The organism is Mesorhizobium sp. P3_A8 (genome assembly GCF_056402995.1).
The window spans coordinates 12,067-26,543 of sequence record NZ_JBFUGI010000024.1 but is presented as its reverse complement, the minus strand read 5'-3'; the positions used below and the strand labels follow the sequence as shown (position 1 = coordinate 26,543).

Genomic DNA, 14,477 nt, shown 5'->3' with positions numbered 1-14,477 from the left:
ACCTCCCTTATCGGCCGAGACTGTGAGGCTTCCCGGCACAAAAAGCCCGCCAAAAGCCGGCGGGCGCTGGTATCACATTGCATGAGACGGTCAGAAGCTGATCGTCAGGCTCAGGAACGTTCCGTGACAGTCACACGGGCGTCTGTGGAAGAGCGTGCGCCCTGGACGGATGCTACGCAACGGATTTTCGGTGTGCCAGGCGATAGCGCGCTGCCTTGGCACGATTGCCGCAACCATCCATCGAGCACCAGCGCCGCGGTTTCGAGCGACTGTCATTTATGAAGAAGCCGCCGCAATGGTCGGCCTCACATTGCCGGATGTCATTTGCCGGCGGAAACAGCACCAACATGGCAGCAGCGGCCGCGGACCGGCGTAGCGGCAGGTAAATAGCCTCATTCGCGGAATCGGATGCGAGCTTCAAAATGTCGCCAAAGCCGGCAGTGCCGCCCGCCCGTGTTATCGCTTCCTGGATGCGGTGCAAGGCCAGTGCCTTCGGCGCCATTCCATGGTTCAGATTTCGTGCCGAAACAGCGAGCCACGATTTGAGGGCTTCGCGCAGCTTCAGCACCTCGAGATGCACCTTGCCGGCTGCGCTGCCATGATGTCGCGCCATGCGCTTCAGCGCACGCCCCTCGTCGTCAGACAGCAACTGGGCCGGAGCGCAAAAGGCCAACATATCTTGATAGGTCGGAATGAAATCGACCTCGCTCCCGTCACGCCAGTGCAAAGTGTTCGCAAGGTCAAGTGCCGGCGCGCCGCCCAACATGCGCATGCGGCCGAGCGGCGAGAGGTAGGTGCGGATAAATTCAGTTGATTCCATCCATCCAATATGTAACCGTTTATACGGTTACTCAAGAGGGCTGGGAGGCGTCCATGAAGGCCATCTCGTTGACGCTCGTGGCGTGGTTCGCATTCTCGAGCCTGGCGCAGGCGGATGACGATGTGCTCTATCGTTCAAGCGTGATTGTCACTGGAGATCGTGAGGAAACACGCATCCCCGCCGTTACACAGGGCTTCGAACTGGCGGCGCAAAAGCTGACGGGAAATCCTGATATTGCGCAAAATCCGGTCTTCGCTTCGTTGGCGATCAAGGCCACTGCCATGGTTTGGTCGTATACCTATCATGATCGCATGTTCGGCATTCCCATCCACGACGAACAAGGCACACACGACCGCCCCTTTGACCTCACGTTCCAGTTTGACCGAAAGCGGATGGACGATGCGATGGCGGCGCTGGGTGAGACGCCTTGGCTGGGCCCGCGCCCGAAGCTGGCAATCGTCCTCGTAGTCACCGATATGGCGCGGAGCTATATGCTCGCGGCGGACGGCGCCCACGGTTCCGACATGCGCGCGAGCTTTGAGGATGCCTCGGCACGGTTCTCGATGCCTGTGATATTCGCGAAAGAAGCCGATCTGGCGGCGGCAGCGGTTACGCTCGGGAGCATTGATGCAATTCCGGCGGATAAGTTGATGACGCTGAAATCCAGATTGGGCGCCGATGCGATCTTGGTCGGTCGGCTTGATTGGGAAACCGACGAGCCGGGCTGGCATGCCATTTGGCGGCTACCCCTCATCGCGAAAGATGCAAGCTGGGAGATCGCCGGCGTAAACTTCGATGCCGCCTTCCGCGATGCCGTGGGAGGAGCCGCCAAGCGGCTGCGACCAACTCATTAGAAGCTGCTTCGAAGTTCGGTTCTGGGCCGCGGAAGGGGAGGTGACATGGTGGATTCCGATCGGATCGACAGGCTGATCGCAGCGGTGCCGTCCGCCCTGGCGCTTCGAGCCGGGCTGGACCTTGGCGTCTTCACCCGGCTCGGTGGCGGTGCCGCGACTGCCGACAGCCTTGGGGCCGCGCTCGAAGTCGAGCCCGATCGTCTGTCGCGGCTGCTCTACGCGCTCGCCAGCATCGGTCTCCTCGAAGTTAGGGATGGTCAATTTCGCAACGGAGCCGAGGCGTCCGCCTTCCTCGATGCGTCGAAGCCCGACTATCGCGGCGGCGATCATGCGCTCCTGCGCGAGCTCTGGGGAGCCGACCTCTTGACCGCGGACTCGTTGCGACAGAACCGGCCGGCCGCGCTGCACGACTTTTCCGAAGCAGGGCCTGAGTCCGCGGCGGCCTTCAGCCGCATGCTCGCACCAGGCGGGGTGATTTTCGGCCGACATCTCGCCCGCGAGTTGGACCTCTCGGCAATTCGTTCGGTGATCGATATCGGCGGCGGCGCCGGGACCATTCTCGTCGGACTTCGCGAGCGGTGGCCACAGATCGCGGCGACGCTGATGGAACTGCCAACGGTCGCAGCGGTCGCGCCGGCTATCCTGGCAGAATACGGCGCCAACGACGTGGTTGTCGAAGAGGGCGACATCACTGTCGCGCCATCGATCGGTCGGCACGATCTGGCGATCCTGAAGGCCGTCGTCCAGGTCCTGCCGCCGGACCAGGCGCGCAGTTCGATCCTGAACGCGGCGCGTTGCCTCAACCCTGGAGGCGAGATCGCAATTGCCGGGTGGGGTGTCGTCGATGACGACCGCCTCGGCCCGCCTGAGGGTGTCTTTCTGAACCTCACCTTCCTGAACCTCTATCGCCACGGCGAATCCTACACGGAAGGTCAGTATCGCGCGTGGATGACCGAGGCGGGATTGCGCGATATCTCCAGGTCGCGCCTGACGGACGGCACTACCTTGTTTCGTGGGCGCCTCGGCTGAAGATCGCGGTCTAATTGCTGGTAGGCCCGCTTCACCCCTTCCGCTTCTCCACCTCCGCCTTCCTCAGCAGGAACCGCTGGATCTTGCCGCTCGGCGTCTTCGGCAGTTCGGCGACGAAGTCGATCTCACGCGGATAGGCGTGGGCCGAGAGCCGCTTGCGGACATGCTGGGCCAGCTCCTCGGCCAGTTCCGGACTGCCCTGGTAAGCGGGCGCCAAGATGACGAAGGCCTTGACGATCTCGGTGCGCTGCGGATCGGGCACGCCGACCACCGCCGCTTCGTTGACCGCCGGATGTTCGATCAGCGCGCTTTCGACGTCGAAGGGGCCGATGCGGTAGCCGGACGAAGTGATGACATCGTCGGCGCGGCCGATGAAGGAGACCGAGCCGTCCGGCTCGTATTCCACGGTGTCGCCGGTGCGGTAATAGCCGCCCACAATCGCCGGCGTCTGCTCCTGGTGGTAGCCGTCGAACCAGCGCAGCGGCGAGTTGGCGATGTCGACGGCGAGGATGCCGGGCTGGTTGGGGCCGAGTTCGCGGCCTTCGTCGTCCAGCACCACCATGCGGTAGCCCGGCATACTGAAGCCAGCGGACCCCGCGCGCACGGTATGCGCAAGGCCATGGTGGTTGTTGACCATCATGCCATTCTCGGTCTGGCCGTAATGGTCGTGGATCGGCGCATCAAGGTGGGCGTCGAACCAGCGGATCACTTCCGGGTTGAGCGGCTCGCCGGCGCTGCTGACGACACGCAGCCGGCCCTTGATGCGGGCGGCGGCGTCGGGTCCTTCAGCAAGGAGGAGACGGAAGGCGGTCGGCGAACCGGCAAGGCTGGTGACGCCGAGCCGCTCGATGACCTGATAGGTGCTCCTGGCGGTGAAGGCGCCCTCGTTGAAGGTGGTTGCAATGCCGAGCAGCAAAGGGCCTGTGATGGCGTAGTAGAGGCCGTAGGCCCAGCCGGGATCGGCGATGTTCCAGAAGATGTCGTCGGGGCGCAGCCCGATGGCATCGCGCATATAGGCGCCGAAGGCGAGCAACGCGCTGAGCGGCACCGGCACGCCCTTGGGCAGGCCCGTTGTTCCCGAAGTCGACATCATCATGAACAGGTCGTCGCCCTTGCGCATGACGGGTTCGCAATCCGGCGAGGCGGTGGCAAGGGCGGCGCGGAAATCGATATCGCCTGCGAGCAGGGGGTCACCGTGACCAAGGATGGTGGCGATCGGCGGGCAGGTCTCCATCTCGTCGAGCTTGCCGCGATTGGCCGGATTGGTCACCACCAGCTTTGCCCCGCTGTAGCCCAAGCGATGCTCGATCGCCTTCGGACCGAAGGCGGTGAACAGCGGCTGGTAGACGGCGCCGATGCGCCATGTGCCGAGGATGAGCGCCACCAGTTCCGGGATACGCGGCAGCATGCCGGCGACGACATCGCCGGGGCCGACGCCAACATCTCTGAGCAGGCTGGCAACACGGCCGGACATGTCCGCGAGTTGGTCGAAGCTGAACTCGCGCAGTTCGCCGCCGGCGGAGATCGTGCGCAGCGCCAGCCGGTTCTGGCCTGAATAGCGGCCGCAGCATTCGACATAGGCATTGATGCCGGTCGCCGGGTCGCCGTGAAGCCGTGCGATTTCGCCTTCGATGCGAAAGGCCGCAACGGCGTCGTCGTAGCGCGGCAAGCCGGCTTGTTTGCTGGTCATGTCAGTCCTCCCTGGCGGCGCTCCATCTCCCCATGGCGCGCCATCATCTGTCAGATTGCCTGAAATCGTGGCGATGGTCGATTGCGGCGAAAGTCGCGAGGTGAGCCAGCATTGGCCGCGCCGGCGCCAGGCTGTACTATTTGCGGGGTGAATGCACGGAGGGGAGGCGCGAGCATGTGGCTTGATCGGAATCTCTGCACATTGAGGATCTGGGCCGTCATCGCCGTGATGGCGCTGTGGCCCCATGCGGCGTCGGCCGACCCCGTCACGCCGGAGCGCATCGCTGCTGCGGTGCCGAAGCTGGAAGCGCTGGCGCAAGCCGCCGTCGCCGGCGGTGGCGTGCCCGGTCTCGCCATCGCGGTCGTTCATGATGACCAAGTGATCTTCTTGAAAGGCTTCGGCCATCGCGAGGCCGGCAAGCCGGAAGCGGTCGACGCAGACACGGTGTTCCAGCTCGCCTCGCTTTCCAAGCCGGTCTCCGCCACCGTGGTGGCGGCGCTGGTCGGCGACGGGATCGTGTCCTGGGATTCGAAGATCGCCGATCTCGATCCGGCCTTCCGGCTGGCCGATCCCTATCCGACCAGCCAACTCACCGTCCGTGACCTGTTTTCGCACCGCAGCGGGCTTCCGGGCACCGCCGGCGACGACCTGGAGGACATTGGCTATGACCGCGCCGAGATCCTGCATCGCCTGCGCTTCGTGCCGCCATCGTCGAGCTTTCGCGCCGGCTACTCCTACAGCAATTTCGGGCTGACCGAGGGCGCCATTGCCGCCGCCATGCCGACGGGCAAGTCCTGGGAGGATGTCGCCGAGGAGAAGCTCTATCGTCCGCTTGGCATGGCCTCGACCAGTTCCCGTCATTCGGACTTCGTCAAGCACGCCGATCATGCCGCGCTGCATGTCAAGGTCGATGGCGCCTGGGCCGCGAAGATCAAGCGTGATCCGGATGCGCAGGCGCCCGCGGGCGGCGTCAGTTCCACCGCGCGCGATCTCTCGCAATGGGTGCGCCTCATCATCGGCAATGGGGTCTATGCAGGCAAGACGCTGATTGCCGCCGATGCTCTCGACCAGATGCATGTGCCGCTGATGACGCGGGGCAAGAACCCTGTCTCGGCCGGTGCATCATTCTACGGCCTCGGCTGGAATGTCGAATTCGGCCGCCATGGCCTGAGCTGGGGCCATGCGGGTGCCTTCAGCGTCGGCGCGCGTACGCTGGTGACGGTCTTCCCGGAGGAGAAGCTTGGCATCGTCATCCTCGCCAACGCTTTCCCGACAGGTGTGCCGGAGGGGCTGTCCGACAGTTTTGCCGATCTCGTTTTCGAGGGTTCGGTCGAGAAGGACTGGATCAAGGCGTGGGACGGCATCTACAACGGCATGTTCGGTCCGGTGGTCGAGGCGGCCAAGGCCACCTATGCCACGCCGCCGTCTCCGGCAAGGCCGGCCGCGCCGGCCAGTGCCTATGCCGGCCGCTACACCAACGACTTCATCGGCGATGCTGTCGTGGCGAGCGCGGGAGCCAGCCTTGTGCTCAAGGTCGGCCCGGCCGGCGCCCGGTCCTACTCACTGACGCATTTCGACGGTGACCTGTTCCTGACCTTCCCCGATGCCGAGACGCCGGACAGGCCGACCGGCGTGAGCTTCGTCGTCGGCCCCGACGGCAAGGCGTCGGCGATGACCATAGACTTCCTCGACGACAATCATCTCGGCACGCTGCGGCGGGTGGGCGACTAGGTGCTGACAGGGGCGGGAGTTGCCGTTCGGCTCAACTGTTAGAACGAGCACATTGCGCCAGAAGTAGCTCTTCGGACGTGCGTTTCTCAACGACCGGGACGGGGCCGAGAGCAGACGGTCCGGTTTCGGGATGATGGGGATGGGAAGCAGACTCTTTTGCGTCCAAACGTGCCTTGGGAATGCCTTGGGTCACCAAAATTGGCGCAGGGCTCCATTGAAGGAATACGACCGGTCAGTGACCGCCTGCCAGACTGAAAACGACCGTGCCGTCATCTTTGCGAACTTCCACGGCCACGATACCATCGACCTCCTTGCGAATGGGAAAGGTCGCGAGCGCTTGGTCGCGAGCAGCTTTCTCGGCGTCGAAGGGAATCTGTTCAACAATACCTTGCCTACCGTACCAAATCAGCGTGTAGGCCATTGTTAGCACTCCTTTTCCAGGCGCATGCATCGCCAAAGCAGCCTCTATAAGCTTTGCTCCCTGCAGCCAGCCGGCTAGCGGCTTTGCATAGCCGCAAGTCGACAACGGCCAAGTGATCTTCTTGCCTGCCATTGTCGTTCGCTAACCCTGGTCACTGGACGCGTCACTTCCGGATCATCAAGGGCAGTAGCGCCGCAACGGCATGAGTGTGTCTGTTAAGCGCGCTTATCATCGCCGTAGCATGCGCGGCCAGGCCACTTTCCGGAGACCATTTTTGACAACAGGATGGTACGGCCCTGCACGCCGCGCGTCGATGGGCATCTGAACAATTCGCTTTTGCTATCCGGATCACTCGCCCGCAAAAGCAGGGTGGTCTTGGTTCAAATTCTGAGTTGGAGCAACGAGGCGGCAGACCAGCCCGCCGGGTGCATAGTCGATCTCGACGCGCGCCCCGAAATCTGCCGATAGAACGCGATTGATGAGGCGAGTCCCAAAGCCCTTCTTCATCGGTGCCGTGACCAATGGGCCGTCTGCCTCTTTCCACTCGAAGTGAAACATGACCGCATCTCCCTCACGCTCCTCCCGCCAGGAAACGTGAACCGTGCCCCGGGTGCTGGAAAGCGCCCCATACTTGGCAGCGTTCGTCGCCAACTCATGGGTGGCAAGGGCGAGCGACAACGCCTGCTTCGAGCCCAAGGTGATGTCTGGGCCGGATATGATGAACCTCCCTTGCCCGGTCCGGTGCGCTTCAAGTGCGTCGTGGACAACATTCCTTACTGACGCCGTAGCCCAGGTGTCGGCCGTCAGAGTGTCGTGGGCCTTTCCGAAGGCGGCCAAACGCCCGTGGAAGGTCGCAAGCGCAGATGCGGAAGGAGTTCCACGAAGGGTCTGCCCGGCGATTGCGCTGACCATTGCCAGGGTGTTTTTAACTCGGTGCTTCAATTCCTGATTCATCAGTCGTAGATGCTCTTCGGCCTGGACGTGGTCAGTCACGTCGATCCCCTCGCAGAAGATTCCCGTGCTCTCCCCGGTTCTCAGGATGATCGGCTGATAGACAAAGTCGACCACTCTTGTCTTGGCAAGCGCTTCGGCGTCTCCAACAAAGATGACTGGTACCCGTCTGCCGACATGAGCGACGCCTGTTCGATAGACCTCATCAAGCAATTCGAAAAAGCCTTGGCCCTCCATCTCCGGGATCACTTCGCGCACAGTTTTCCCGACGAATGTTCGATCCCCCACCAGGCGCTTGTAGGCAGCGTTGGCGATTTCGAAGATATGGTTCGGACCCTGGAGCACCGCTATGAAACCGGGCGCTTGCTCAAAGAGTTGCTCAAGGTAGCGAGTGTGATCTTCCAACGCCTCCTTTGCCAGATGCCTCTCAGTAACGTCATTGCAGATGACCAGGACCCCACCGACCTCGCCATCGACATCAATCGGCCCGTAACTATACGTCCACCAGACATCCTCGCGCTTGCCGTGGCGGGTCACCGGGACCAAGGCGTCCTCGTCCCAAGTCGATCCTTTTCCGGCCACAACGAATTCTATTTGAGGACCGATAATGTGCCAGATTTCCGCCCAACAATCCTTGCCACGGTCTCCCAGGGCACTAGGATGCCGTTCAGGTCCTAGTGTCGCACGGTAGGCATCATTGTAGAATTGGATGAGATCGGGCCCCCACCAGATGAACATGGGGTGACGCGACTGGAGCATCAGCTTGACGGTGGTACGCAAGCTTTGAGGCCAACCTTGAGGTGGCCCGAGGTCCGTCTTGTTCCAGTCGTAAGCTCGGGTGAGCGAGCCCATCTCGCCGCCACCTGACAGGAAATTGGTATTCGACGGTGGATCACCTATCGGCGCAGTGTCTAGAAGGTCGTTCAACACGCATCCTCCCTTGCAGGCGAAAGCGCGAAGCATCTTCCAACCATCAGCTTGCCGTGGCGATGCTGAGGGCGATCCACATTACTCGCTGAGGTCGGCTCTCACAACACACATCGGATTGCCACGAGGCTGGATTCGCGTAAGCGCTCCCATACATAACAGCGGATGGTCTGCCTCCAGCGAGGCTCCAGCCGGTTCGTCTGCTTACAGGCAGCGGTTGCGCAATGCTGAGCGACCGATGTGAGGCGCAAAGCCGCCATTCACCAGCAGCAAACGAACAACGCCTCAGGGGGCGGATCGCGTCAAGCGAGCCCCGCAACTAAGAGTCCGCAATGGGTCGAACCCGGTTGTTGGGAGTGATTGGTTTTGACACCAGAGCGGCGGCCTTGCCCACACGCTCCCAGCTCACGACGCCGGGCCGTACCGCAGCAGTTTGAAGCAATCGCCGCTGCCCGACTTTGCCTGCGTCAGCAGCGGTTTCGAGCGGTCGATCCATTCTTGGTGCGACCTGGCATCGGCCTCGATCGCATCGATCGGTCGAAGGCTGACGAAGCCGCGCCCGTTGCCAAGGAGCCAGCACGCACGGCCGAGAAATCGCCTGCTGCGCTGGCGCAGCAGGTCGGCATCGTAGAAGATGTCGAGCACCTCGTGCTTGATCCTTGGCCCCTGTTCAGGATTGGCGATCGCGACCTCGATCGGATCGCCACCGATCGCGTCCTGCAGGTCCTTATAGTCGAGGGCGAGCTGGGTGGTGGCGTATTTGATCTCGCTCTCGTCGCGCACGATGTTGAACCACAGCGTCGGATCGAGCTCGTTGACGACGAACGACGATTCGAAATCGCGCGACAGATTCAGGATGTCGAAGTCCTTGATATCGACGTCGCGCTCGACCAGAAGGATCTCGGCGACCTGCTTGCCGAGCTCGGTTCCCTGCGTGCTGACCGCGGCGTTCGTTCCCCCAAGCTCCGGACTGACATAGGGCCCGCCTTGATCCAGCAGCGTGTCGAATTCGCCAAGCGAGCCGACGACGGGAGCGCCGCGGGCAATGCGCGCCGCCAGCTTGGCGAGAACCTGCTGCAGTTCCGTCTCGCGTCTGCGCTGGTCCTGATAGTTCTGCTGGAAGAAGAAGATGAACAGCGACACGCCGATGCCGATCAGGATCACGCCCAGCTGTGAAAAGATGTTGCGGTAATATTCGAGCAGCTTTTCGCGATGGCGCACGTCGTCGCGCACGCTGTGGGCGACGCGAAGATTGACGATCAGCGACAGGATCAGCAGCCCGGCACCAACCAGGATGAGGCCGCCGATGAGGAGGTAGCCATGGCCTGTGCCGAAATCCATCCTTTTGCCCCAAGACCCCAGACTGCGCAGAGTAATGCCATTTTGCTTCAACACCTACGGTTTCGTCAGCGATGGGTCGATGGCGGCGAGCTACCAACTGAACCGACGCCTGTCCCCTCGTTCTAAAGGTTCGCCTCGGCGAAGATGCGCGCCGCCCAGTCGAGGAAGACGCGCAGGCGTGGCGAGAGCTGCCGGTTCTGCGGGTAGAGCGCCGACAGCGGCGTCGGCGAGGGCGGGCAGTCGGCCAGCACTTCGACGAGCGTGCCGTCCGCCAGGTCCTTCTCGAAACGATAGCGCGGCGCCTGGATGAGGCCGAGGCCGAGCCGTGCCAGATCGGCAGCGGTGTCGGAATTGTTGGCGGCGACACGGCCGGGCAGCCGGATCTCGCGCGTCTTGCCGTTGACGGTGAATTCAAAGGGCAGCACCTCGCCGCTGCGCGACGAGACGAAGCCGACCGCCTGGTGGCCGTCGAGCGCATCGGGGGAGGCGGGTATGCCGTGGCGAGAGAGATAGCCGGGACTGGCGCAAGTCATCTCGCGGATCATCCCCAGCCGGCGCATGATCATGCCGCTGTCGGGCGGTTCGCCGACACGGATGACGCAATCGACGCCCTCTCGCACAAGGTCGACCAGCCGGTCGCTCTGGCCGATCTGCAGGTCGATCCTGACATAGCGGGCCAAAAACTCCGGCAGGCGCGGCAGCAGGAAGGTGCGGGTGAGCAGCGTGCTGGCGTCGATGCGCAGCAGGCCGAAGGGCTCGGCCTTGCGGAAGGCGGCTTCGGCATCCTCGATCTCGGCCAGGATCGACAGGCAGCGCTGATAGTAGGCTTCGCCGTCCTGCGTGGCGTTCACCTGCCGTGTCGTGCGCTCCAGCAGGCGGGCGCCAAGATGTTCTTCGAGCCGGCGGATCGCTTCTGTCGCCGTTGAGCGCGGCAGGCCGAGATCGGCGGCGGCAGCGGTGAAGCTGCGCCGTTCCAGAACGCGAACGAAGAGCCGCATCGTGTCAAGCCGATCCATGGCCTTTGTTCGCAGTTTACGAATAGTGATGTCAAGAGACGGCTGATTATCCGGAAGTTGGCTTGGCCTATATCCGTGTCATCAACAACACGGAGAGACTTACATGACAAACCAGCAGACAAGTACGGGTGGCCCAACCAGAACCGCGATCGTGACCGGCGCCTCCAAGGGCATCGGCGCGGCGATCGCCCAGCGGCTTGCCCGCGACGGCGTCGCCGTCGTCGTCAACTATGCACGGGGCCGTGCGGAGGCCGAAGCGGTCGTCGGCGCGATCGAAGCCGAAGGCGGCAAGGCGATCGCCGTGCAGGCCGACATCGCCGATCCCACAGGCATAGCTTCACTGTTCGACGCCGGCGAGAAGGCGTTCGGCGGTGTCGACATCCTCGTCAACAATGCCGGCATCATGAAGCTTTCGCCGATCGCCGCGACCGACGACGCCGCGTTCGACACGCAGGTGGCGATCAATCTCGGCGGTGTGTTCCGTGGCATGCGCGAAGGCGCGAAACGCCTGCGCGATGGCGGCCGCATCGTCAATTTCTCATCGAGCGTCGTCGGCCTCTACCAGCCGGGCTACGGCGTCTATGCCGCCACCAAGGCGGCTGTCGAGGCAATGACGCACATCCTGGCCAAGGAGCTTGGCGCGCGCCGCGTCACCGTCAACGCCGTGGCGCCCGGACCGGTCGAGACCGCGCTGTTCACGGACGGCAAGAGCGCGGCGCAGATCGAGGCCATCGGCAAGATGAGCCCGCTCGGCCGGCTCGGCCAGCCCGACGACATTGCCGGCGTCGTCGCGTTCCTTGCCGGCCCGGATAGCGGCTGGGTCAACGGACAAATCATCCGCGCCAATGGCGGCGTTCTCTAAAGGAGACTGATATGCAACAGACAATTTTGATCACCGGTGCTTCCTCGGGTTTCGGCGCGATGACGGCGCGGGCGCTCGCAAGAGCGGGCCACACGGTCTATGCCTCGATGCGCGACCCCTCGGCACGTGGCGCGGCGGTAGCCGAGATGGAAAACTTCGCCCGTGACGAGGGTGTGGCGCTGAAGACCATTGCGCTCGACGTCACCTCCGACGCCTCGGCGCAGGCGGCGATCCAGCAGATCGTTGCTGAAGCCGGCCAGCTCGACGTGCTGATCCACAATGCCGGGCATATGGGGTTCGGCCCGGCCGAGGCGTTCTCGCCCGAACAGCTGGCGCAGCTCTATGACGTCAACGTCGTCGGCACGCAGCGTGTCAACCGCGCCGCCCTGCCGCATATGCGGTCTCTCGGCCGGGGCCAGATGATCTGGGTCGGTTCGAGCAGCACGCGCGGCGGCACGCCGCCGTTCCTGGCGCCTTACTTCGCCGCCAAGGCCGGCATGGACGCGCTGGCGCAGAGCTATGCGCTGGAGCTTGCCCGCTTCGGCATCGAAACGACGATCGTCGTTCCTGGCGCCTTCACCAAGGGCACCGAGCATTTCCACCACGCAGCGGCACCCGCCGATGCGGCGCGCGCCGACGCCTATTGGTCCGGTCCCTATGCCGGTGTCGATCAGCAGGCGCTGAAGGGGCTGGCGGCATTGGAGCCGGCGGATGCCGATCCGGCTGAGATCGCGGCGGCAATCGTCGACCTCGTCGCCATGCCGCACGGAAGCCGCCCGTTTCGCGTCCACATCGACCCATCGGATGACGGCGCCGTGATCGTCAACGGCGTTGCCGACCGCGTGCGCGTGCAACTGCTGGAGCGGATCGGCCTTGCCGACCTGCTCCATCCCAAAGCCTGAAATCCAATCTCAAAGAAGGAATACGACCATGCCGTTCGCCAACATAAAAGTACCGCAGGCCGCACTCTCCAAGGCGCAGAAGGAAGACCTCATCCATCGGACCACAGCCATGTTCGTCGACTTTTTCGGTGAGGTCGCGCGCCCCACCACGATGGTGTTGGTCGAGGAAGTCGCCGATGGCGGCTACGGCCGCGCCGACGAGGTGTTCGTCATACCGGAAGCCTATCGCGCCAAGGACTAGCCGCTCCGAGCTGATACCCGTCATATGACGACTGGCCGCCGCGGACGCCAACGTCCAATCTGTCCGCGGGCCTGCATGTCGGTTCCCTGAAAACCGATGCCCCCTTTGGGGCGGCATGCATCAGGCGGGGGCCAGGTGGACAGCCCCGGGCTGTCCACCTGTCTCGGGCCTCCGCCTCTCCCGATTTTTCAAGACACCAAGCTCAGCGGCTGCGCTTCCGTATCCTCCAGCCGCTCGGCCTTCCCTGCGGTCCGATAGCGCTTGGGCGCGGTGCCGGTGGCGCGCTTGAAGGCGTTGCTGAAGGCGCTTTCGGAGGTGTAGCCGAGCGAGCGGGCCAGCACCGCCACGGGCGTATCTTCCTCGCGCTGCGGCTGGTGGGCCGGTCGAAAGCGGGGGTGTAGACGAGGTTGGCGCCGACTTGGTCTTGCCAGCCTCTGTTCAGGGTTACTCGGGCGCCTGGGAGTCGTTGGAATTGGTTGCCTGGGCCGTTACGGCCGAAAGTTTCTGGTGCTTTGCCAGCACCGGTTTGACGTAAGCTCTTTTCATCGCAGGACCCCACCCAATGTGTGCGGACATTGGTGTGCGAATCCGCGCCGGAGTCAACAGCTCGGCTCAAGTCGTGCGGCCATTGCCCTATGTTCCGCTTCGATCTTTCCCGGGCATGCCGACCCAATCAGCCGCCACCTCGGCAAACAGCCAGTCGCGAAACGCCTTGACCTTTTTCTGCCGCAGCGCGCCGTCGGAATAGACGACGTAGTAGCTGGCCGCCGATTTCAGCGCGAGGTCGAAAGGCCGCACCAGCCGTCCCGCCGCGAGGTCGGCCGAGACCAGGGCGCTGCGGCCGAGCAGCACGCCTTCGCCATGCACGGCGGCCTCGACGGCGAAGGTGGCGGAATCGAAGCGCACGCCGCGTTTGGGGTCGATGCCGTCGACGCCGGCCTGTTGCAGCCATGTCGCCCAGTCGATGCGAAAGGCGTCATGGATCAGCTTGTGATGCCGCAGATCTCCGGGCAGGCGCAGCGGATGCTCGCCTTGCATCAACTCCGGGCTGCAGACGGGGAAGACTTCCTCATCGGCAAGAAATTCGGCCGTCACGCCGGTGTAGCCGCCCTTGCCATAGCGGATGGCGATGTCGATGCCGTCGCTGACGAAATCGGCCAGCACGCCCGAGGTCGCCAGCCGCACGTCGATGTCGGCGTTGGCGCGGTGGAAGCGATGCAGCCGCGGCACCAGCCAGCGGCCGGCGAAGCCGTCCGATGTGCTGACGTTGAGGATGCGTGTCGAGCGGTCGGGCGTGGCGACGATTGTGGCGGCGGCGATCTGGTCCAGCGCCTTGCCGACTTCCAAAGCGTAGGCAGCACCGACGGTTGTCAGGCGGACGGATCGTGTCCCGCGATCGAAGAGCTGGATGCCCAGCCTGTCTTCGATGTTGCGGATGGCGCGGCTGACCGCGCCATGGGTGAGATTGAGCTCGTCCGCGGCCTTGGTGAAACTCAAATGCCGGGCGGCGGCGTCGAAGGCGGGCAGGGCAGTGAGGGGCGGCAGTGTGCGCGGCATGATCTCGACCTGTGAGCGTTGCTCACAAATCCTGCACAAAGAGTCGTTTGTCGTCCAGCCCGGAAATGCCCAATATCAAGGCGTACCGGCGCACAGGCATCAAGTTTTCATCCGTCGAAGCGCCCGATGACCAGA

At 63.5% G+C, this 14,477-nt stretch carries 14 protein-coding genes; 6 read left to right on the top strand and 8 right to left on the bottom strand.

The genetic code is table 11. The features are described 5' to 3' along the window. Positions 1–172: 172 nt before the first annotated feature. Entirely contained in the window at positions 173–772 is a 600-nt protein-coding gene (locus tag AC1DX4_RS33895) for a CGNR zinc finger domain-containing protein (RefSeq protein WP_477224471.1), read from the bottom strand. A 101-nt stretch (positions 773–873) separates the two neighbouring features. Between AC1DX4_RS33895 and AC1DX4_RS33890 the strand changes: the two genes are divergently transcribed. After that, complete coding sequence (locus AC1DX4_RS33890; protein ID WP_477224470.1) at positions 874–1,674, top strand: DUF2066 domain-containing protein; 801 nt, start codon at positions 874–876, stop codon at positions 1,672–1,674. Between the two features lie 45 nt (positions 1,675–1,719). Further along, on the top strand, positions 1,720–2,703 hold the full coding sequence (locus AC1DX4_RS33885) for a methyltransferase (protein ID WP_477224469.1): 984 nt from the start codon (positions 1,720–1,722) through the stop codon (positions 2,701–2,703). A gap of 31 nt (positions 2,704–2,734) precedes the next feature. On the opposite strand, the gene AC1DX4_RS33880 is transcribed toward AC1DX4_RS33885, so the two are convergent. Further along, the gene (locus tag AC1DX4_RS33880) at positions 2,735–4,393 is read right to left on the bottom strand and encodes an acyl-CoA synthetase (protein WP_477224468.1); all 1,659 of its coding nucleotides are present in this window, start codon (positions 4,391–4,393) and stop codon (positions 2,735–2,737) included. A gap of 174 nt (positions 4,394–4,567) precedes the next feature. Between AC1DX4_RS33880 and AC1DX4_RS33875 the strand changes: the two genes are divergently transcribed. Continuing rightward, positions 4,568–6,124 carry a serine hydrolase gene (locus AC1DX4_RS33875; RefSeq protein WP_477224467.1) on the top strand — a complete coding sequence of 519 codons (1,557 nt, stop codon included), beginning with the start codon at positions 4,568–4,570 and terminating at the stop codon, positions 6,122–6,124. A gap of 232 nt (positions 6,125–6,356) precedes the next feature. Here the strand turns inward: AC1DX4_RS33875 and AC1DX4_RS33870 are convergent, their stop codons facing one another. The 4 genes from AC1DX4_RS33870 to AC1DX4_RS33855 all read right to left on the bottom strand — a co-directional run bounded on the left by AC1DX4_RS33870 (position 6,357) and on the right by AC1DX4_RS33855 (position 10,780). Further along, positions 6,357–6,677: a hypothetical protein gene (locus AC1DX4_RS33870; protein ID WP_477224466.1), complete on the bottom strand. Its 321-nt coding sequence runs from the start codon at positions 6,675–6,677 to the stop codon at positions 6,357–6,359. Between the two features lie 216 nt (positions 6,678–6,893). Continuing rightward, complete coding sequence (locus AC1DX4_RS33865) at positions 6,894–8,423, bottom strand: sensor histidine kinase (protein ID WP_477224465.1); 1,530 nt, start codon at positions 8,421–8,423, stop codon at positions 6,894–6,896. 405 nt (positions 8,424–8,828) lie between these two features. Then, positions 8,829–9,764, bottom strand: coding sequence for a hypothetical protein (locus AC1DX4_RS33860; RefSeq protein WP_477224464.1), 936 nt, complete (start codon positions 9,762–9,764; stop codon positions 8,829–8,831). Positions 9,765–9,886: 122 nt separating this feature from the next. Beyond that, positions 9,887–10,780, bottom strand: a complete 894-nt coding sequence (locus AC1DX4_RS33855; protein WP_477224463.1) for a LysR family transcriptional regulator — start codon at positions 10,778–10,780, stop codon at positions 9,887–9,889. 103 nt (positions 10,781–10,883) lie between these two features. Between AC1DX4_RS33855 and AC1DX4_RS33850 the strand changes: the two genes are divergently transcribed. Genes AC1DX4_RS33850 through AC1DX4_RS33840 form a run of 3 tightly spaced genes read left to right on the top strand, consistent with a single transcriptional unit; the run spans position 10,884 to position 12,785 of the window. Then, the gene (locus AC1DX4_RS33850; protein WP_477224462.1) at positions 10,884–11,642 is read left to right on the top strand and encodes an SDR family oxidoreductase; all 759 of its coding nucleotides are present in this window, start codon (positions 10,884–10,886) and stop codon (positions 11,640–11,642) included. An 11-nt stretch (positions 11,643–11,653) separates the two neighbouring features. Continuing rightward, positions 11,654–12,544, top strand: coding sequence for an SDR family oxidoreductase (locus AC1DX4_RS33845; protein ID WP_477224461.1), 891 nt, complete (start codon positions 11,654–11,656; stop codon positions 12,542–12,544). A gap of 28 nt (positions 12,545–12,572) precedes the next feature. After that, positions 12,573–12,785 (top strand): tautomerase family protein, encoded by a 213-nt coding sequence (locus AC1DX4_RS33840; RefSeq protein ID WP_477224460.1) that lies wholly within the window; start codon positions 12,573–12,575, stop codon positions 12,783–12,785. A gap of 188 nt (positions 12,786–12,973) precedes the next feature. Here AC1DX4_RS33840 and AC1DX4_RS33835 read toward each other — a convergent pair whose 3' ends face one another. Next, positions 12,974–13,216, bottom strand: coding sequence for a helix-turn-helix domain-containing protein (locus AC1DX4_RS33835; protein ID WP_477224503.1), 243 nt, complete (start codon positions 13,214–13,216; stop codon positions 12,974–12,976). Between the two features lie 202 nt (positions 13,217–13,418). Further along, positions 13,419–14,342 carry a transcriptional regulator GcvA gene (locus AC1DX4_RS33830; protein ID WP_477224459.1) on the bottom strand — a complete coding sequence of 308 codons (924 nt, stop codon included), beginning with the start codon at positions 14,340–14,342 and terminating at the stop codon, positions 13,419–13,421. Between the last annotated feature and the right edge of the window lie 135 nt (positions 14,343–14,477).